This window comes from Cellulomonas iranensis NBRC 101100 = JCM 18110, assembly GCF_001552375.1.
GTDB lineage: Bacteria > Actinomycetota > Actinomycetes > Actinomycetales > Cellulomonadaceae > Cellulomonas > Cellulomonas iranensis.
Map to the genome: position 1 here is coordinate 31,670 of NZ_BCRB01000015.1, position 17,900 is coordinate 49,569.

Consider the following 17,900-nt stretch of genomic DNA (forward strand, 5'->3'; position numbering starts at 1 on the left):
GCCGCGGTCGTGCGTTCCCCCGGGAGTGCCTGCCGGCCGGTGGCGCACGCCCCGACCCGCAGGAGGTGCCGTGCGCGGCCGCAGGACCCGTGTCGTCGTCGCCGCCCTCGTCGTGCTCGGCCTGGTCGGCTCGCTCGCGGTCGGCCTCGTCGCGGGGACGGGCGGCGGGCGCGTCGACGTGCCCGCGACGGGCCCCTGGGCGGTCCTGGTCGGCCCCGAGCACCCGACCGTCGCCGCGTGCACGAGCGACCCCGCGGTCGAGCGCGTGTCGGTGCCGGACGGCCAGGACGGCGGGCCGCTCGCGGTCGTCCTGTACGCCGACGCGGCCCGCGGCGACCTCGACCGCGTGCTCGCGTGCCTGCAGCGCGACCCGGGCGCGGCGCAGGTGCAGGTCGTGCAGGTGTCGCGCGGCGTCCAGGGCTGATCGCGGCGGCCGTCGGCCGTCCCACGCGGTCGCCCGTGCGACCGGCGCGGGTGCGGCCCCGGCTCAGGTCACCGTCACGTCGAGCGTGTCGTAGCCCGCCGCGCCGTCGGGCACGACGTCGGCCGGGACGCCCGTCTGCGGGCCGTCGGGGTCCCACGCACGCACCGCGAGCACGTGGTCGCCCGGTGCCGCGTCGGGCCACGTCCACCGCCACTGCCGCCACGAGTCCACGCCGCCGTCGGCGGCCAGGTCGGCGTCCTGCCACGCGCCGTCGTCGACGCGCACCTGCACGCGCTCGACGCCGCGGTGCTGCGCCCACGCCGTGCCGGCCACGACGACGTCGCCCGCCGCGACCGTCGCGCCCGTGCGGGGCACCTCGATGCGCGACTGCGTCTTCACGGGGCCGCGCTCGGACCAGCCGCGCTGCGTCCAGTACGCGCTGACCCGGTCGAACCGCGTGACCTCGAGCTCGGTGACCCACTTGGTCGCCGACACGTAGCCGTACAGCCCGGGCACGACCATCCGCACCGGGAACCCGTGCTCGGGGGGCAGGGGAGCGCCGTCCATGCCGACCGCGAGCAGCGCGTCCCGGTCGTCGGTGAGCGCCTCGAGCGGCGTGGACGCGGTGAACCCGTCGGCGCTGCGCGAGAGCACCATGTCGGCGTCGGCCGTGGGCACGGCCCGCGCGAGCACGTCGCGCACGGGCAGCCCGAGCCAGCGCTGGTTGCCCACGAGCCCGCCGCCCACGGGGTTGGAGACGCACGCGAGCGTCACCCACGCCTCGACGAGGTCGGACGCGAGGAGCTCGTCCCACGTGAGCTCGACCTCCCGCTCGACGAGCCCGTGCACGCGCAGGCGCCACGTGGCCGGGTCGACCTGCGGCACCACGAGCGCGGTGTCGATGCGGTAGAAGTCCGCGGGCGGCGTCGCCCACGGTCCGACGCCCGCGACCTGGACGCCGCTCGGCGGTGACGGCGCGGGACGCGCGGGCGACGGCAGCCGCAGGGCCGCGCGCGCGGCCTGCGCGCCGCGCGCACCGGTAGCGGCGACGCGCCCGACGACCGCCCCGACGACCCCGACCGCGGCGGCCAGCGCGGTGAGCCGCAGGAACGTGCGGCGGCCGGGCGGCGCGGGTCCGTCGGCCACCGGGCCAGGTGCCGCCGCGGTGGGCGGTGCGGCGGGCGGCAGGCGGCGCAGCAGCTCGCGCAGCGTCCACAGGCCCGCGACGGTCCCGACGACGGCCGGGGCCGGGGCGAGCGCACCGGTGTCGGGGCGCAGCGACGCGGCGAACGCCGCGACCCCGCCGAGCAGCACCACGAGGACCGCGCCGACCGACCACCGGCGCCGCGCGGCGACACCGGCGACGGCCGCGAGGGCGGCCAGCACCAGGGCCTCCCCGACGCCGAGCACGAGCTTGTCGGCCGTGCCGAACGCCGCGACCGCGGCGTCCTTGAGCCACCCCGGCGTCGCGTCGACGAACGCCGCACCGACCGCCACGAGCGGGTCCGTCGAGGGCCCCGTGACGATCGCCACCAGGGCTCCGACACCCACCGTGACCGCACCGGCGGCCAGCCCCGCGAGACCCGCGAGGAGGTCGGGCGTGCGCGGGCGGCGCGTGCGCGGGGCCGCGACCGTGGGGGTCGTCATGCGCGCCACGCTAGGCCGCGGGCACGGAGCGCGCCACGGCGCACGGGACGAAGGTCTCACACGCGAGGCCCGCCCGGTGAGAGCGAAACGTTCCGGCGCGGAAACCCCGGCGCACCCCTGCGCGAAACGCCCGGTTCGTAGCGTCGACGCACGCCCTCGTCCCACCCGTCCCGGCTGGAGGCCCCATGGACCCCCGTCATCTCGTCGTCGTCGGCGGCGGCATGGTCGCGCAGCGTCTCGTCGAGGCCCTGCGCGACCGCGACGCCGCCGGCTCCTGGCGCGTCACGGTGCTCGCGGAGGAGCCGCGCCGCCCCTACGACCGCGTCGCGCTCACGAGCTACTTCGCGGGCCGCACCCCCGACGACCTCGCGCTCGGCGACCCCGCGCTGTGGGACGACCCGCTCGTGACGTTCGTGCGCGGCGACGCCGTCACCGCCGTCGACCGGGAGTCGCGCAGCGTCACGGCTGCCTCGGGCCGCACGTACACGTACGACCACCTGGTCCTCGCGACGGGGTCGTCGGCGTGGGTGCCGCCCCTCGAGGGCGCCGACCTCGAGGGCGTCTTCGTGTACCGCACGCTCGACGACGTGGCCGCGCTGCGCGGTCACGTCACGCGCCTGGCCGAGCAGCGGCCCGTGCGCGGGGTCGTGCTCGGCGGCGGCCTGCTGGGCCTGGAGGCCGCGGGGGCGCTGGACGCGCTCGGCGCCCGCGCGACCGTGCTGCAGGTCGACACGCACCTCATGTCCGCGCAGGTCGACCTCGGTGGCGGCGAGGCGCTGCGGCGGCTGATCAACCGGCTCGGCATCGGCGTGCGCACGCAGGCCAGGACGACGCGCGTGCTGCCGCACCGTCGCGGGGGCGTCGGCCGCGTCGAGCTCGCCGACGGCACGCGGCTCGACGCCGACGTCGTGGTCGTGGCGGCGGGCGTGCGTCCGCGGGACGAGCTCGCGCGCACCAGCGGCCTCGAGATCGGCCCGCGCGGCGGCGTGGTCGTCGACGACACGTGCCGCACGGCCGACCCGCACGTCTCGGCGGTCGGCGAGGTCGCGTGCATCCAGGGCGCGTGCATCGGGCTCGTCGCGCCCGGCTACACGATGGCCGAGGTGACGGTCGACCGGCTGCTCGGCGGCGGGGCCGCGTACCCCGGTGCCGACACCGCGACCAAGCTCAAGCTCGCGGGCGTCGACGTCGCGAGCTTCGGCGACGCGTTCGCCCGCACGCCGGGCGCGCTCGAGGTCGTGTGGGCCGACCCGGTCGCGGGCGTCTACAAGAAGCTCGTGGTGTCCGACGACGCGCGCACGCTGCTCGGCGGCGTCCTCGTCGGCGACGCGAGCGCGTACGCGAGCCTGCGCCCGCTGGTCGGCCGTGAGCTGCCCGGCGACCCGGGCGCGTTCCTGCTGCCCGCCGGTGGAGCGGGAGCGCCGGACCTCGAGCTGCCCGACGAGGCGACGGTCTGCTCGTGCAACAACGTCACCGCGGGGTCGATCCGGCACGCCGTGACCGACGAGGGCTGCCACGACCTCGGCGCCGTCAAGGCGTGCACGCGCGCCGGCACGAGCTGCGGGTCCTGCCTGCCGCTGGTCAAGAAGCTCGTGACCACCGAGCTCGCCGCCCTCGGCGTGAGCGTCAGCACCGCGCTGTGCGAGCACTTCGCGCTGTCGCGGGCCCAGCTCTACGACGCCGTGCGGGTCGCCGGCCTGCGGACCTTCACCGAGGTCGTCGAGCGGTTCGGCACGCACGGGCGCGGCTGCGACCTCTGCCGTCCCGCGGTCGCGTCGATCCTCGCGACCACGGCCCCCGCGCACGTCCTCGACGGCGAGCGCGCGGCCCTGCAGGACACCAACGACCACGTCATGGCGAACCTCCAGAAGGACGGGTCGTACTCGGTGGTGCCGCGCATGCCCGGCGGCGAGGTCACGCCCGAGGGGCTCATCGCGGTGGGCGAGGTCGCGCGCGACTTCGGGCTGTACACCAAGGTCACGGGCGGGCAGCGCATCGACATGTTCGGCGCGCGCATCGACCAGCTCCCGCTGATCTGGCGTCGCCTGGTCGACGCGGGCTTCGAGTCCGGCCACGCCTACGGCAAGTCGCTGCGCACCGTGAAGTCGTGCGTCGGGTCGACGTGGTGCCGGTTCGGCGTGCAGGACTCCGCGGCGCTCGCGGTCATGCTCGAGCTGCGCTACCGCGGCCTGCGCTCGCCGCACAAGATCAAGCTCGGCGTCTCGGGCTGCGCACGCGAGTGCGCCGAGGCCCGCGGCAAGGACGTCGGGGTGATCGCGACCGACAAGGGCTGGAACGTGTACGTCGGCGGCAACGGCGGCTTCACGCCCCGTCACGCGCGCCTGCTCGCCGAGGACCTCGACACCGAGACGCTCGTGCGGACCATCGACCGCTTCCTGCTCTACTACGTGCGCACGGCCGACCGCCTGCAGCGCACCGCGCCCTGGATCGACGAGGTCGAGGGCGGCCTCGAGGGCGTGCGTGCCGTCGTCGTGGACGACGCGCTGGGCATCGGCGCCGACCTCGACGCGCAGATGGACGAGCACGTCGCGCAGTACGAGGACGAGTGGCGCGCGACGCTCGAGGACCCCGACAAGCTCCGGCGGTTCGCGTCGTTCGTCAACGCGCCCGACGTGGCCGACCCGTCCCTGGCGTACGTGCCCGAGCGCGGCCAGGTCCGTCCCGCCACCGCCGACGAGCGCGCCGTGCTCGTCGCCGGCACCACCCTGGAGGTCCGCCCGTGACCACGCTCGACGCGCCCACCACCACGTGGCTGACCGTGTGCCGGCTCGCGGACCTCGCGCCCGAGCGCGGCGCCGCGGCGCTCGTGCCCGACCGCGTGGCCGGCGCACCGACGCTCACGCAGGTCGCGGTGTTCCGGCTGCTCGACGACACGGTGCACGCCGTGCAGCAGCACGACCCGTTCAGCGACGCGCACGTCCTGGCCCGCGGGATCGTCGGGACGCGCCGCGTCGACGGCACCGACGTGCCGACCGTCGCGTCGCCCATGTACAAGCAGGTGTTCGACCTGCGCACGGGTGCGTGCCTCGACGTCGCGGGCAAGACGCCGGTCGCGGGGCACGGCGCGGACCTGCGCACGTGGGGCGTGCGCGTCGTCGACGGCGACGTGCAGCTCGCGGTGCTCGGCGGTGCGGGGTGACCGCGCTGCTGGGCGTCGAGCTCGCGGGCCGGGCGGTCCTCGTCGTCGGCGGGGGACCGGTCGCGGCACGACGCGCGCAGGCGCTCGCCGACGAGGGCGCGCTCGTGCGCGTCGTCGCGCCGCACGTGTGCGAGCCGCTCGCCGACCTCGTCGTCGCCGGCGGCGCGCGCTGGTCCGACCGCGAGGTCGCCGAGACCGACCTCGACGACGTGTGGCTCGTGCACACCGCCACGGGAGACCGCGCGACCGACGCCGCGGTCGTCGCGTGGGCCACCGCCCGGCGCGTGTTCTGCGTCGACGCCGGCGGCCCCCGCCGCCCGGCGGCGGGAACGGCGCGCACGCCCGCGACGACCCACGCGGGCGACGTGCTCGTCGGCGTCGTGTCCGCCGCCGGCGCGGACCCGCGGCGCAGCGTCGAGGTGCGTGACCGGCTCGCGGCCCACCTGCGAGCCGGCGACGTCGACCTGCGTCGCCGCCGCGCGACGGCGGGGCAGGGCCGGGTCGTGCTCGTCGGCGGCGGCCCGGGCGACGTCGACCTGCTGACCGTCGCCGGGCGTCGCGCGCTCGCCGAGGCGGACGTCGTGGTCGCCGACCGCCTCGGCCCCGTCGACGTGCTCGACCAGCTGCCCGCCGACGTCGAGGTCGTCGACGTCGGCAAGTCGCCCGGCCACCACCCCGTGCCGCAGGACGAGATCAACCGGCTCCTCGTCGAGCAGGCGCAGCGCGGCCGCGTCGTCGTGCGGCTCAAGGGCGGCGACCCCTTCGTGTACGGCCGCGGCGGCGAGGAGGTGCTCGCGTGCCGCGCCGCGGGCGTGCCGGTGAGCGTCGTGCCGGGCGTCAGCAGCGCGTTCGCCGCCGCGGCGGCCGCCGGCGTGCCGCTCACGCACCGCGGCGTCGTCGGCGCGGTGCACGTCATGAACGGCACCGACGGCTGGTCGGCAGCCGCGCTCACGGGGCTGCGCGACCGCTCGTGCACGGTCGTCGTGCTGATGGGCGTCGCGGCGCTGCCCGGGCTCGTGCGCGACGCGCTGGCCGGCGGCGTGGCCCCCGACGTGCCCGTGGCGGTGGTCGAGCGCGCCACCCTGCCCGACCAGCGGGTGACCCACGCGCCGCTGCACGAGGTCGCGGCTGTCGCGGCCGCGCGCGGCGTGCGCGCGCCGGCCGTGGTCGTCGTCGGTCACGTCGCGGCGCCTGACCTGCTGACGCCCACGGTGGCGGACCCCGCACCGGAGCTCGTGGACGAGGTGGACGTCACGCCCCCGGCGCCGGTGACAATGGACGCGTGAGCGCGCAGATGATCGACCAGACCCTGGCCGGTTGCGTCGTGCTCGTCACGGCCGACCGCCGTTCCTCCGAGCTGCGCGCCGCGCTCGAGCGGCGCGGCGCGAGCGTGCGGCACGCGGCCGCGCTCGGCATGGTGCCGCACACCGACGACGCCCTGCTGCTCGAGCGCACGCGCAGCGTGCTCGCCGAGCCGCCCGACACCGTGGTCGTCACGACGGGCATCGGCTTCCGCGGCTGGGTCGAGGCGGCGGACGCCGCCGGTCTCGCCGACCGGCTGCTCGAGGTGCTCGCGGGCACCCGGATCGTCGCGCGCGGCCCCAAGGCGCGCGGCGCGATCCAGGCCGCCGGGCTGAGCGCCGACTGGGTCGCGGAGTCCGAGACGAGCGCCGAGATCGCCGAGACGCTCCTCGACGAGGGCGTCGCGGGCCGCGACATCGTCATCCAGCACCACGGCGCGGGCGCCGACGGCCTCGACGAGGCGTTCGCGCTGGCCGGGGCGCGCGTGCGCAGCCTCGTGGTGTACCGGTGGGGTCCGCCGCCCGACCCTGGGCTGGTGCGTGACTCGACGCGCGCGGTCGCCGACGGCGACGTCGACGCCGTCGTGTTCACGTCGGCCCCGGGTGCCGCGGCGTGGCTCGACGCCGCGCGCGAGGCCGGCGCGCTCGACGGCCTGCTCGCGCGCCACCGCGCGGGTGCCGTCGTGTTCGCGGCCGTCGGTCCCGTCACCGCGAAGCCGCTGCTGGAGGTGGGCATCGAGCCGCTCGTGCCCGACCGCGGCCGTCTCGGCTCGCTCGTGCGCGCGGTCGTCACGCACTACGGCGGCATCGAGGCCCTCGACACGGTCGCCGGCCCGCTGCGCGTGCACCGCGCGGCCGCCGTGCTCGACGGGCGCGTGCTGCCGCTGTCGCGCACGGGCCTGGAGGTGCTGCGGCTGCTCGCGCACGCGCGCGGCTCGGTCGTCCCGCGCGAGCAGGTGCTCGCGGCGCTGCCGGGCGACTCGTCCGACCCGCACGCGGCCGAGGTCGCGATCGCGCGGCTGCGCGACGCGAGCGGCAGCCGCGCCCTCGTCCGCACCGTCGTCAAGCGCGGCTACCGACTCGAGCTCCAGGAGCAGTCATGACCACCACCCCCGCGCCCGTGCTCGTCGGCTGCTCGCACGGCACCGACAGCCATGCGGGCCGCGCCGCGATCGCCTCGATCCTCGTCGACCTGGCGGACCTGCGGCCGGACCTCGACGTGCGCGAGGCGTTCGTCGACGTGCAGCAGCCCGAGCTGCCGGACGTCGTCGCGGGGGCCGTCGTCGACGCCCCGACGGTCGTCGTGCCGCTGCTGCTGTCGACGGGCTTCCACGTGAAGACCGACGTCGCCGAGGCCGTCGACCGTCCCGGGGCCGCCGCGGGCCGACCGATGGGTCCCGACCCGCGGCTGGTCGAGATCCTCGCCGACCGGCTCGCCGCGGCGGGCCTGCGCGACGACGACGCGGTCGTCGTCGCGGCTGCCGGGTCGAGCGACCCCGAGGCCGCGACCGCGGTGCGCGAGGTCGTCGCGGGCCTGGTCGAGCGGCTGGGCCGGCCCGTGACCGTCGGGTACGGCGCGGGCGCGCACCCGCGCGTGCCTGTCGCGGTCGCCGACGCGCGCACCACCCTGGCCCCGGGCGGGCGCGTCGTGGTGGCGTCGTACCTGCTGGCTCCCGGCTTCTTCCTCGACCGCGTGCACGAGGCCGGGGCCGACGTCGTGGCCGCACCCCTGGCACCGGACGTGCGGCTCGCGCAGATCGCGCTCGACCGGTTCGACGAGGTCAGCGCGCAGGCGTCGGCGACGTGGGCGCCGAGCGCGTCGCACGCGGGAGCGTGAGCAGCGCCGACGCGACGAGGTCCTGCACCTCCTCGTCCGCGAGGCCCGCCGCACGAGCGGTCTCGACGAACGCGACGGCGGCCTCGGCGGTGGTCCCGGGGGCGCGCTCGGCACCGTGGTCGATGAGGGACCGCGACACCCACAGGTCCCGCTGACCGGATCCGGCGCACCGGCGTGCACGCCGCACCGCCCGGTGTGACGGTGGACGGCATGAGCGAGCAGACCACGGGCTACGACCCGTCGCAGGACCCGGACGCCGACCCCGCCAACCTCAACCCGCGCACGGGTGCGCAGGCCGCCGGCGGCGACGAGCAGGACGTCGACACCGACGCCGAGCCCGCCAACCTCAACCCGCGCGGCACCGAGGACGACCGCTGAACGGTTCGGCGCCGCGTCCGACGCCCGTCGTCTCGGTCGTCGTCCCCGTGCGGGACGACGCCGCGCACCTCGACGCGTGCCTGCGCCTGCTCGCCGCGCAGACCCGCCCGCCCGACGAGGTGGTCGTGGTCGACAACGCCTCGAACGACGCGAGCGCGCGGGTCGCGCGCGAGCACGGGGCACGCGTGGTCGTCGAGCCGCGCGTCGGTATCCCTGCAGCCGCGGCCGCTGGGTACGACGCGGCGCGCGGCGACGTCCTGCTGCGGCTCGACGCCGACTCCCGGCCGGCACCCGACTGGGCCGAGCGTGCGCTCGCGACGCTCGCCGACCCGCGCGTCGACGCGGTGACCGGCCACGGGGTGTTCGACCTGCCGGGGCGGCGCGGCGTGCGTCTCGCGCGCGTCTACCTGGGCGCGTACTACGCACTCGGCCACCTCGCGGCCGGCCATCCCGTGCTGTGGGGGTCGTCGATGGCGTTCCGTGCGTCGGTGTGGCGCGCCGCCCGCCCCCGCGTGACCCGCACGGGCGACGTGCACGACGACCTCGACCTCGCGCTCGCGATCGGCCCGGGTGCGCGCGTCGTCGTCGACCCGGGATGGTCGGTCGGCATGTCGGCGCGCGCCGTGCGCCCGGGGCGGCAGTGGGTGCCGCGCGTGCGGCGCGCGCTCACGACGCTCACGCGGCACTGGCGGCACGCCCCGCCGTGGGAGCGCTGGCTGCGCCACCGGCGGCCGATGTCGGCCTGAGCTGCACCGAGTGGGCGTCCGGTGCGCAGCCGGTTCTCCCCGGGAACCACGAAGGCCCCAGGTCGATGACCTGGGGCCTTGCTGGTGGGCGATACTGGGATCGAACCAGTGACCTCTTCCGTGTCAGGGAAGCGCGCTACCGCTGCGCCAATCGCCCGCGTGGGGTGTGCTACGAGGTGGAGACGGGATTCGAACCCGTGTATACGGCTTTGCAGGCCGCTGCCTCGCCTCTCGGCCACTCCACCGCTGAGACCGCAGTCCACGACGGCGGTGACGCCGAAGGGGATAGCCTCCGAGCGGACGACGGGATTCGAACCCGCGACCCTCACCTTGGCAAGGTGATGCTCTACCACTGAGCCACGTCCGCACGCCTGGTCTCGCCGTTTCACCGGCGTTTCCTGGTGCGTCGAAGACTCTAGACGACAAACTCGGGGAGAGTCCAACCGGCTCGCTGAGCGCGTCGTCACACCGGCCCTCCGGCGTGTCCGCGTGACGGGCGCGGGAGAGTGTGCTGACGGTCCAGCCGCAGGTCACCGGGCGGTCGCGCCCCGTTCGTCCGGGCGTCGCGGGAGGGTGCCGCGACGTGGTCGTGCCGCGGGTCCGGTGGGTCGCGTCGGTAGGTTGGGGCCGTGCCCGCGCCCGCGATCCCGCCCGCCCCCGCGGCGCCCGGCGTCGCGTGGTTCGGCGGGCGTCGCGCGATCGGCGTCGTCGAGCACGCGGACCTGCGCGCCCGCCCCGACGCGCTCGCGACACCCGGCTGGTGGGCGCTCGTGGGGGAGTTCGAGGGCCGCGTCGACGCGTGGCGGTTCGCACGCGTCGGGCCCGACCGGGCCACCGCCGACCCGGCGACGTGGCGCGGCCCGGCCCCCGGTGCGTGGACCACGTCGCTCGACCGTGACACCTACGTCGCCGCGGTCGACCGCGTGCGCGGTCACGTGCGCGACGGGCTCGTCTACCAGGCCAACCTCTGCCGCGTGCTGTCCGCGCCGCTGCCCGCCGCCGGCGGTGACGAGCCGGACGCACGCGCGCTCGGGGCGCGCCTCGCGGCCGGGAACCCCGCGCCGTACGCGGGTGGCGTGCACGTGCCGTCCGGCGGCGCCGTGCCCGGCACGTGGGTCGTGACGGCGTCGCCGGAGCTGTTCCTGCGCGTGCGCGACGGCGTCGTGACGTCCGGGCCCATCAAGGGCACGGCGGCCACGCCCGACGGCCTCACGGCCAAGGACCGCGCCGAGAACGTCATGATCACCGACCTTGTGCGCAACGACCTGCAACGCGTGTGCCGCCCGGGCACGGTCGCGGTGACCGACCTGCTCGCGACCGAGGCCCACCCCGGGCTCGTGCACCTGGTCTCGACGGTCACCGGCGAGCTCGCGCCCGACGTCGCGCACGCACCCGACCTCGTCGCGCGGCTCCTGGACGCGACCTACCCGCCCGGCTCGGTGTCCGGTGCGCCCAAGAGCTCGGCGCTGCGCGTCATCGCCGAGCTCGAGCGCGCGCCGCGCGGACCGTACTGCGGCCTCGTCGGCTGGGTGCGCGTCGGCGGCGACGGCACCGTCGAGGCCGAGCTCGCCGTCGGCATCCGCACGTTCTGGTGGCGCGACGGCACGCTGCGGTTCGGCACGGGCGCCGGGATCACGTGGGCGAGCGACGCCGCCGCGGAGTGGGACGAGACGGAGCTCAAGGCGGCGCGGCTCGTCGCGCTCGCGTCCGGCGCCTGACCCCGCCCGGCGCGGCCCCGGTGGCAGGATGGCCGGGTGGACCTCGCGATCTGGGCCGGCGGCCGGCTGCACACCCTCGACGAGCCCGTGCTGACGGCCGTCGACCACGGCCTGACGGTCGGCGACGGCGTCTTCGAGACGTGCGGCGTGCACCGCGGCACCGCGTTCGCCCTCACGCGGCACCTCGAGCGCCTGCAGCGCTCGGCCGACGGCCTGGGGCTGCCCCCGCTGCCGCTCGACGAGGTGCGCGAGGGCGTCCGCGCGGTCCTGGCGGCCGCGGGCGACCGCGCCGGCCGGTTGCGCATCACGGTGACGGGCGGCCCCGGCCCCATGGGGTCGCAGCGCCTCGCGCCCGCCGAGCAGCGGCCGACCGTGGTCGTCGTGGCGGCGCCCGGGGGAGCGAGCGACGTCGCGCGCGCCGTGCGCGTGCCCTGGGTGCGCAACGAGCGGTCGCCGATCGCCGGGCTGAAGACGACGTCGTACGCCGAGAACGTGGTCGCGCTCGCGCGGGCGCGCGAGGCCGGCGCGGACGAGGCGCTGCTCGCGGACACGCGGGGCCGGCTCAGCGAGGGCACGGGGTCCAACGTCTTCGTCGAGGTGGGCGGTGAGCTGCTGACACCCTCGCTCGAGACGGGCTGCCTCGCCGGCATCACACGTGACCTGCTGCTGCTGTGGGGCCGTGAGGCGGGGCTCCCGGTCCGCGAGGCGGCACCCGACGAGCTGCCGTGGGGCGTGCTCGACGAGGTCGTCGCGGGTCGGGCCCACCTCGTGCTCACGGGGTCGGTGCGCAACGTCACGCCCGTGGTGCGGCTCGACGAGGTCGACGTCGCGGCGGGCCCGCTCGCGGCCGAGGCGCGGCGCGTGTTCCTCGCGCGGATGGCGGACGACCTCGACCCCTGACGCACGACGGCCGGCCCCGCACGAGGCGGGACCGGCCGGGTGTCGTGGTGCGCCGCGTCGCGGCGCGTGGGGTCAGGCGGTCAGCAGCGCCGCGATGAGCGCCGTGATCTCGCCCTCCATCTTGTCGGACTCGTTGCCGACGGGCACGAGAGCCTGCGTCGCGGCGAGGAACCGCAGCAGCGGCTCGGTCGGTGCCGCGAGCAGCGCGCTGCCCTCGACCCCGGACAGCGAGACGAGCGTGTAGTCGGGGTCGTCGTCGCGCCACACCTGCACGTCGCCGGTCCCCGCGGGGGCGTCGGCCACGGCGTGCACGCCCTGGACCAGCAGCTCGCGGCCGAGCAGCCACGTCGACATCGTGTGCGCGCCCGTGAACACGGCGCGGACGGTGTAGGGGTCGCTCGTGCGGAAGGACAGCTCGGCGGACACCGGGATCACCGTGGCGTCCGACCCGATCAGCTGCATGGCGACGACCTCGACGACGTCGTACGACGAATCCGCCATCGGGGTCCTCCTGTCGGGGGTGCGGCCCACCGCGGGCCGTGGGAACACATCATGGCAGGACGGATGTCCCATTGGACCGGTGCGTGCCCACAGTTCACCCGCCCGGACCCTTCCTGACCAGTAGGAAAGCGTTCGCCGGGCCGCTGCGGGTGAACGGTAAGCGCCTTCTGCGGTGCTTTGCACGACTTCTGGGGCTCGCGACGGCCCCGGTTCGGAGATCCGGCCGACGTCCGCTAGCATCGTCTCCCGTGCCGCCCACGGGTGGTGCACGTCGTTCGACACGACGGGCGATTGGCTCAGTGGTAGAGCGCCTCGTTCACACCGAGGAGGTCACTGGTTCGAACCCAGTATCGCCCACCCGCACAGCACGCCCCCGGCTCCGGCCGGGGGCGTGCTGCGTTCCCGGAGGTCCCCCGTGACGTCGCCCGGGTCGGGCTCGCGCACGCGTACGAACCGCGTCGCCGCAGGTGGCGCGGCAGCCCGCGTGCCAGACTCGCGACGTGGACTTCCTCTCCGCCTACGCCCACGGGTTCGCCCGCGTCGCGGCCTGCACCGTGCCCGTCACGGTGGCCGACCCGGCGCGCAACGCCGCCGCCGTCGTCGCCGCGGCCCGCGCCGCGCACGACGACGCGGTCGCCGTGGCCGTGCTCCCCGAGCTCTGCCTGTCCGGCTACGCGATCGACGACCTCTTCCTGCAGGACGCGCTCCTGGACGCCGTGCGCGACGCGCTGGACGAGGTCGTGGCCGCGTCGAGGGACCTTCGGCCCGTGCTCGTCGTGGGCGCGCCCCTCGCGCACGGCACCCGTGTCCTCAACGCCGCCGTCGTGGTGCACCGCGGACGCGTGCTGGGCGTCGCGCCCAAGTCGTACCTGCCGACCTACCGCGAGTTCTACGAGCGGCGCTGGTTCGCGCCCGGCGACGACGTGCGCGGCACCACCACGGTCGCGGGGCAGGAGGTGCCGATCGGGCCCGACCTGCTGTTCGCCGCGTCCGACGTGCCCGGACTCGTGCTGCACGTCGAGGTGTGCGAGGACATGTGGGTGCCCGTGCCGCCGAGCGCCACCGCGGCGCTCGCCGGGGCCACCGTCCTGGTCAACCTCTCGAGCAGCCCCATCACGGTCGCGCGTGCCGAGGACCGCCGGCTCCTGGTCCGCTCGGCGTCCGCGCGCTGCCATGCCGCCTACGTGTACGCCGCCGCGGGCCAGGGGGAGTCGACGACCGACCTGTCGTGGGACGGCCAGACCATGCTCTACGAGCTGGGCGAGCTGCTGGCCGAGGGCGAGCGCTTCGCCGACGGCGTCGTGCTGACGACCGCCGACGTCGACCTCGACCGCATCCGCCAGGAGCGGCTGCGCACGGGCACGTTCGACGACAACCGCCGCGGTCTCGGCCTGCCGCCCGCCGGCGGCTCGCACCGCACGGTGACGTTCACGCTCGACCCGCCCGCCGGCGACGTCGGGCTGCGGCGGCCCGTCGACCGGTTCCCGTTCGTGCCCGACGACCCGGCACGCCTCGCGCTCGACTGCTACGAGGCCTACAACATCCAGGTCTCCGGCCTCGAGCAGCGGCTGCGCGCCGTCGGCGGCGCGAAGGTCGTCATCGGCGTGTCCGGCGGCCTGGACTCGACGCACGCGCTCATCGTCGCCGCCAACGCCATGGACCGGCTCGGCCGCCCCCGCAGCGACATCCTCGCGTTCACCATGCCCGGCTTCGCGACGAGCAGCACGACGCTCGCGTCCGCGCTCGCGCTCATGGAGGCGCTCGGCACGACGTCCGAGACGATCGACATCCGTCCCGCCGCCCGTCAGATGCTCGCCGACCTCGGCCACCCCGCCGGTGCGGGCGAGGAGGTCTACGACGTCACGTTCGAGAACGTGCAGGCCGGCCTGCGCACCGACTACCTGTTCCGCGCCGCCAACCAGCGCGGCGGGATCGTGCTCGGCACGGGCGACCTCTCGGAGCTCGCGCTGGGCTGGTGCACGTACGGCGTCGGCGACCAGATGTCGCACTACGCCGTGAACGCGGGCGTCCCCAAGACCCTCATCCAGCACCTGATCCGGTGGGTCGTGGGGGAGCGGCACTTCGACGACGCGACCAACGCGGTGCTGCTGCGCGTCCTGGACCAGGAGATCTCGCCCGAGCTCGTGCCCGTGCGCGACGGCGAGCCGCTGCAGTCCACCGAGGACACGATCGGCCCCTACGCGCTGCACGACTTCACCCTGTACCAGGTGCTGCGGCACGGCACGCGGCCCAGCAAGGTCGCGTTCCTCGCGTGGCACGCGTGGCACGACGCCGCGGCCGGCGCCTGGCCCGCCGGGTGGCCGCAGGACCGCCGCACGTCCTACGACCTGCCGACCGTGCGGCGCTGGCTCGAGGTCTTCCTGCGCCGGTTCTTCGCGTCGCAGTTCAAGCGCTCGGCGCTGCCCAACGGCCCCAAGGTCAGCGCGGGCGGCACGATGTCGCCGCGCGGCGACTGGCGCATGCCGTCCGACGCGTCGGCCGCCGCGTGGCTCGCCGAGCTCGACGCGCGCGTCCCGCACGACCTGCCGCGCGCCTGACCACGGCCTGACCTTGTCGGTCGCGGCGCACCGCGTCGGTGGTCGGGCGCCGCGGTCGGTAGCATCGACCACGCCCTGGTCGGCGAGCGCCGACGTGCCGTGACGCGGCGGGCGTGCACCCGAGGAGCCCTGATCGTGCCCGAGCAGATCACCCTGACCGTCGACGGCGTCGAGACCCCGGTCGCGCAGGGCACGACGGGCACGGACCTGTTCGGCGACCGCCGCGACGTCGTCGTCGTGCGCGTCGACGGCGAGCTCACGGACCTCGCGCTGCCGCTGCCCGCCGGCGCGGTCGTCGAGGCCGTCACCATCGACTCGCCCGACGGGCTGTCGGTGCTGCGGCACTCGGCGGCGCACGTGCTCGCGCAGGCGGTGCAGGAGGTCAACCCGCAGGCGCGCCTGGGCATCGGCCCGCCCATCACCGACGGGTTCTACTACGACTTCGACGTCGAGACCCCGTTCACGCCCGAGGACCTCAAGGCGATCGAGAAGGTCATGAACCGGATCGTCAAGGAGGGGCAGACCTTCCGACGCTGGGACGTGACCGAGGCCCAGGCGCGCGAGGAGCTCGCGGCCGAGCCGTACAAGCTCGAGCTCATCGGGCTCAAGGGCGAGGCCGGCGACGCGGCCGACGGCGCGTCGGTCGAGGTCGGTCTCGGCGGCCTGTCGATCTACCAGAACGTGCGGGGTGCGGGCCGCGAGTCCGAGACCGTCGTGTGGCAGGACCTGTGCCGCGGGCCGCACCTGCCCAGCACGCGCCTCATCGGCAACGGCTTCCAGCTCACCCGGTCCGCCGCGGCGTACTGGCGCGGGTCCGAGAAGAACCCGCAGCTGCAGCGCGTGTACGGCACCGCGTGGCCCACCAAGGACGAGCTCAAGGCCCACCTCGAGCGCCTCGCCGAGGCCGAGCGCCGCGACCACCGCCGCCTGGGCAACGAGCTCGACCTGTTCTCGTTCCCCGAGGAGATCGGCTCCGGCCTGTCGGTGTTCCACCCCAAGGGCGGCATCATCCGCATGGAGATGGAGCACTACTCCCGCAGGCGCCACGTGGAGTCCGGCTACTCGTTCGTCAACACGCCGCACATCACCAAGGAGCAGCTCTTCCAGATCTCGGGCCACCTCGACTGGTACGCCGACGGCATGTACCCGCCGATGCAGCTCGACGAGGAGCGCGACGCCGACGGCAACGTGCGGCGCGCGGGGCAGAACTACTACCTCAAGCCCATGAACTGCCCCATGCACAACCTCATCTTCAAGTCGCGCGGGCGGTCGTACCGCGAGCTGCCGCTGCGGCTGTTCGAGTTCGGCACCGTCTACCGGTACGAGAAGTCGGGCGTCGTGCACGGCATGACCCGCGGACGCGGCTTCACGCAGGACGACGCGCACATCTACTGCACCCGCGAGCAGATGCGCGACGAGCTCACGAGCCTGCTCACCTTCGTGCTCGAGCTGCTCAAGGACTACGGGCTCGACGACTTCTACCTCGAGCTGTCCACCCGCAACCCCGAGAAGTCGGTCGGCTCGGACGAGGTGTGGGAGGAGGCCACCGAGACGCTGCGTGCGGTCGCCGAGGCCTCGGGCCTCGACCTCGTGCCCGACCCGGGCGGCGCCGCGTTCTACGGCCCCAAGATCTCCGTCCAGGCCAAGGACGCGATCGGCCGCACGTGGCAGATGTCGACCATCCAGCTCGACTTCAACCTGCCCGAGCGGTTCGAGCTCGAGTACACCGCGCCCGACGGCAGCCGGCAGCGGCCCGTGATGATCCACCGCGCGCTGTTCGGCTCGATCGAGCGGTTCTTCGCGGTCCTCACCGAGCACTACGCAGGCGCATTCCCGGCGTGGCTCGCGCCCGTGCAGGTGCTGGCCGTGCCCGTCGCCGAGCCGTTCGAGCCGTACCTCGACGAGGTCGTGTCGCGCCTGCGGGCGCAGGGCGTGCGCGCCGAGGTCGACCGTTCGGACGACCGGTTCGGCAAGAAGATCCGCAACGCCTCGACGCAGAAGATCCCGTTCGTGCTCATCGCGGGCGGCGAGGACGCCGAGGCCGGTGCGGTGTCGTTCCGCTACCGCGACGGCCGCCAGGACAACGGCGTGCCGGTCGACGAGGCGATCGAGCGGATCGTCACGGCCGTGCGCGACCGCGTGCAGGTCTGAGCCGTGACCTCCTCCGACGAGGTCGAGGTCGAGCCCGCCGGCGCCTTCGCGGGCGACCCGGACGGGCTCGACCGGCTCTGGACGCCGCACCGCATGGTGTACATCGGCGGGCAGGACAAGCCCGCCGACGACGCGCCCGGCGACGGCTGCCCGTTCTGCCGCATCCCGGCGCTGCCCGACGAGCAGGGGCTCGTCGTGCACCGCGGCGCGGTCGCGTACGTCGTCATGAACCTCTACCCGTACAACTCGGGGCACCTGCTGGTGTGCCCGTACCGGCACGTCGCCGACTACACGGACCTCACCGAGGCCGAGGTCGCCGAGGTCGCCGCGCTCACCCGCACCGCCATGCGGGTCGTGCGCGACGTCATGGCGCCCCAGGGGTTCAACCTCGGCATGAACCAGGGGCAGGTCGCCGGCGCCGGCATCCAGGCGCACCTGCACCAGCACGTCGTGCCCCGCTGGGGTGGCGACGCGAACTTCCTGCCCGTCGTCGCCCGCACGCGCGCGCTGCCCGCGCTGCTCGGCGACACGCGCGCCGCGCTCGCGGCCGCCTGGCCGGCCACCCCGGAGGTCTGACGC

General features: G+C 75.7%; 16 protein-coding genes and 4 tRNA genes. 14 read left to right on the forward strand and 6 right to left on the reverse strand.

The features are described 5' to 3' along the window. Positions 1–70: 70 nt before the first annotated feature. On the forward strand, positions 71–424 hold the full coding sequence (locus tag CS2_RS04820) for a hypothetical protein (protein WP_046528313.1): 354 nt from the start codon (positions 71–73) through the stop codon (positions 422–424). 63 nt (positions 425–487) lie between these two features. On the opposite strand, the gene CS2_RS04825 is transcribed toward CS2_RS04820, so the two are convergent. Beyond that, complete coding sequence (locus CS2_RS04825; RefSeq protein ID WP_070319125.1) at positions 488–2,071, reverse strand: molybdopterin-dependent oxidoreductase; 1,584 nt, start codon at positions 2,069–2,071, stop codon at positions 488–490. Positions 2,072–2,256: 185 nt separating this feature from the next. Between CS2_RS04825 and nirB the strand changes: the two genes are divergently transcribed. The 5 genes from nirB to CS2_RS04850 are packed head-to-tail and all read left to right on the forward strand — an operon-like array spanning position 2,257 to position 8,369. Then, positions 2,257–4,815, forward strand: coding sequence for a nitrite reductase large subunit NirB (gene nirB / locus CS2_RS04830; RefSeq protein ID WP_070319106.1), 2,559 nt, complete (start codon positions 2,257–2,259; stop codon positions 4,813–4,815). After that, positions 4,812–5,231 (forward strand): nitrite reductase small subunit NirD, encoded by a 420-nt coding sequence (gene nirD, locus CS2_RS04835; protein ID WP_046528315.1) that lies wholly within the window; start codon positions 4,812–4,814, stop codon positions 5,229–5,231. Before nirB ends, nirD begins: the two co-directional genes overlap by 4 nt. After that, positions 5,228–6,517 (forward strand): uroporphyrinogen-III C-methyltransferase, encoded by a 1,290-nt coding sequence (cobA, locus tag CS2_RS04840; protein ID WP_070319107.1) that lies wholly within the window; start codon positions 5,228–5,230, stop codon positions 6,515–6,517. The genes nirD and cobA overlap by 4 nt, the downstream gene beginning before the upstream one ends. Positions 6,518–6,525: 8 nt before the next feature. After that, positions 6,526–7,635, forward strand: coding sequence for a uroporphyrinogen-III synthase (locus CS2_RS04845; RefSeq protein ID WP_070319126.1), 1,110 nt, complete (start codon positions 6,526–6,528; stop codon positions 7,633–7,635). Continuing rightward, a complete protein-coding gene (locus tag CS2_RS04850; protein WP_070319108.1) occupies positions 7,632–8,369 on the forward strand; it encodes a sirohydrochlorin chelatase in 738 nt (245 codons plus the stop codon). The genes CS2_RS04845 and CS2_RS04850 overlap by 4 nt, the downstream gene beginning before the upstream one ends. On the opposite strand, the gene CS2_RS04855 is transcribed toward CS2_RS04850, so the two are convergent. Next, on the reverse strand, positions 8,314–8,508 hold the full coding sequence (locus tag CS2_RS04855; protein WP_070319109.1) for a hypothetical protein: 195 nt from the start codon (positions 8,506–8,508) through the stop codon (positions 8,314–8,316). The genes CS2_RS04850 and CS2_RS04855 overlap by 56 nt on opposite strands. Before the next feature lie 71 nt (positions 8,509–8,579). Between CS2_RS04855 and CS2_RS04860 the strand changes: the two genes are divergently transcribed. After that, positions 8,580–8,747 carry a hypothetical protein gene (locus tag CS2_RS04860; protein ID WP_156442000.1) on the forward strand — a complete coding sequence of 56 codons (168 nt, stop codon included), beginning with the start codon at positions 8,580–8,582 and terminating at the stop codon, positions 8,745–8,747. Further along, positions 8,744–9,493, forward strand: coding sequence for a glycosyltransferase family 2 protein (locus CS2_RS04865; protein WP_070319111.1), 750 nt, complete (start codon positions 8,744–8,746; stop codon positions 9,491–9,493). The genes CS2_RS04860 and CS2_RS04865 overlap by 4 nt, the downstream gene beginning before the upstream one ends. Before the next feature lie 82 nt (positions 9,494–9,575). Here CS2_RS04865 and CS2_RS04870 read toward each other — a convergent pair. The 3 genes from CS2_RS04870 to CS2_RS04880 all read right to left on the reverse strand — a co-directional run bounded on the left by CS2_RS04870 (position 9,576) and on the right by CS2_RS04880 (position 9,860). Further along, a tRNA-Val gene (locus tag CS2_RS04870) sits at positions 9,576–9,650 on the reverse strand. Positions 9,651–9,667: 17 nt separating this feature from the next. Then, a tRNA-Cys gene (locus CS2_RS04875) sits at positions 9,668–9,738 on the reverse strand. A 50-nt stretch (positions 9,739–9,788) separates the two neighbouring features. Further along, positions 9,789–9,860 (reverse strand) — tRNA-Gly (locus CS2_RS04880). A gap of 262 nt (positions 9,861–10,122) precedes the next feature. On the opposite strand from CS2_RS04880, the gene CS2_RS04885 reads away from it, so the two are divergent. Next, positions 10,123–11,211 carry a chorismate-binding protein gene (locus CS2_RS04885; RefSeq protein ID WP_233421072.1) on the forward strand — a complete coding sequence of 363 codons (1,089 nt, stop codon included), beginning with the start codon at positions 10,123–10,125 and terminating at the stop codon, positions 11,209–11,211. A gap of 36 nt (positions 11,212–11,247) precedes the next feature. Continuing rightward, entirely contained in the window at positions 11,248–12,111 is an 864-nt protein-coding gene (locus CS2_RS04890; RefSeq protein ID WP_070319112.1) for an aminotransferase class IV, read from the forward strand. Positions 12,112–12,183: 72 nt separating this feature from the next. Here CS2_RS04890 and CS2_RS04895 read toward each other — a convergent pair whose 3' ends face one another. Next, entirely contained in the window at positions 12,184–12,612 is a 429-nt protein-coding gene (locus tag CS2_RS04895; RefSeq protein WP_052748194.1) for an SsgA family sporulation/cell division regulator, read from the reverse strand. Between the two features lie 285 nt (positions 12,613–12,897). On the opposite strand from CS2_RS04895, the gene CS2_RS04900 reads away from it, so the two are divergent. The 4 genes from CS2_RS04900 to CS2_RS04915 all read left to right on the forward strand — a co-directional run bounded on the left by CS2_RS04900 (position 12,898) and on the right by CS2_RS04915 (position 17,897). Continuing rightward, positions 12,898–12,969, forward strand: a tRNA-Val gene (locus tag CS2_RS04900). 143 nt (positions 12,970–13,112) lie between these two features. Continuing rightward, complete coding sequence (locus tag CS2_RS04905; RefSeq protein ID WP_070319113.1) at positions 13,113–15,170, forward strand: NAD(+) synthase; 2,058 nt, start codon at positions 13,113–13,115, stop codon at positions 15,168–15,170. 135 nt (positions 15,171–15,305) lie between these two features. Further along, a complete protein-coding gene (gene thrS, locus CS2_RS04910) occupies positions 15,306–17,321 on the forward strand; it encodes a threonine--tRNA ligase (protein ID WP_070319114.1) in 2,016 nt (671 codons plus the stop codon). Positions 17,322–17,324: 3 nt separating this feature from the next. Continuing rightward, positions 17,325–17,897: an HIT family protein gene (locus tag CS2_RS04915; RefSeq protein WP_046528322.1), complete on the forward strand. Its 573-nt coding sequence runs from the start codon at positions 17,325–17,327 to the stop codon at positions 17,895–17,897. Positions 17,898–17,900 lie beyond the last annotated feature (3 nt).

What these genes read in the sequence shown, in the direction of transcription:
- CS2_RS04895 (WP_052748194.1), bottom strand. Translation starts at nt 12,612, where the DNA reads ATGGCGGATTCGTCGTACGACGTCGTCGAGGTCGTCGCCATGCAGCTG.
- CS2_RS04850 (WP_070319108.1), top strand. Translation starts at nt 7,632, where the DNA reads ATGACCACCACCCCCGCGCCCGTGCTCGTCGGCTGCTCGCACGGCACC.
- CS2_RS04825 (WP_070319125.1), bottom strand. Translation starts at nt 2,071, where the DNA reads ATGACGACCCCCACGGTCGCGGCCCCGCGCACGCGCCGCCCGCGCACG.
- CS2_RS04860 (WP_156442000.1), top strand. Translation starts at nt 8,580, where the DNA reads ATGAGCGAGCAGACCACGGGCTACGACCCGTCGCAGGACCCGGACGCC.
- CS2_RS04845 (WP_070319126.1), top strand. Translation starts at nt 6,526, where the DNA reads ATGATCGACCAGACCCTGGCCGGTTGCGTCGTGCTCGTCACGGCCGAC.
- nirB (WP_070319106.1), top strand. Translation starts at nt 2,257, where the DNA reads ATGGACCCCCGTCATCTCGTCGTCGTCGGCGGCGGCATGGTCGCGCAG.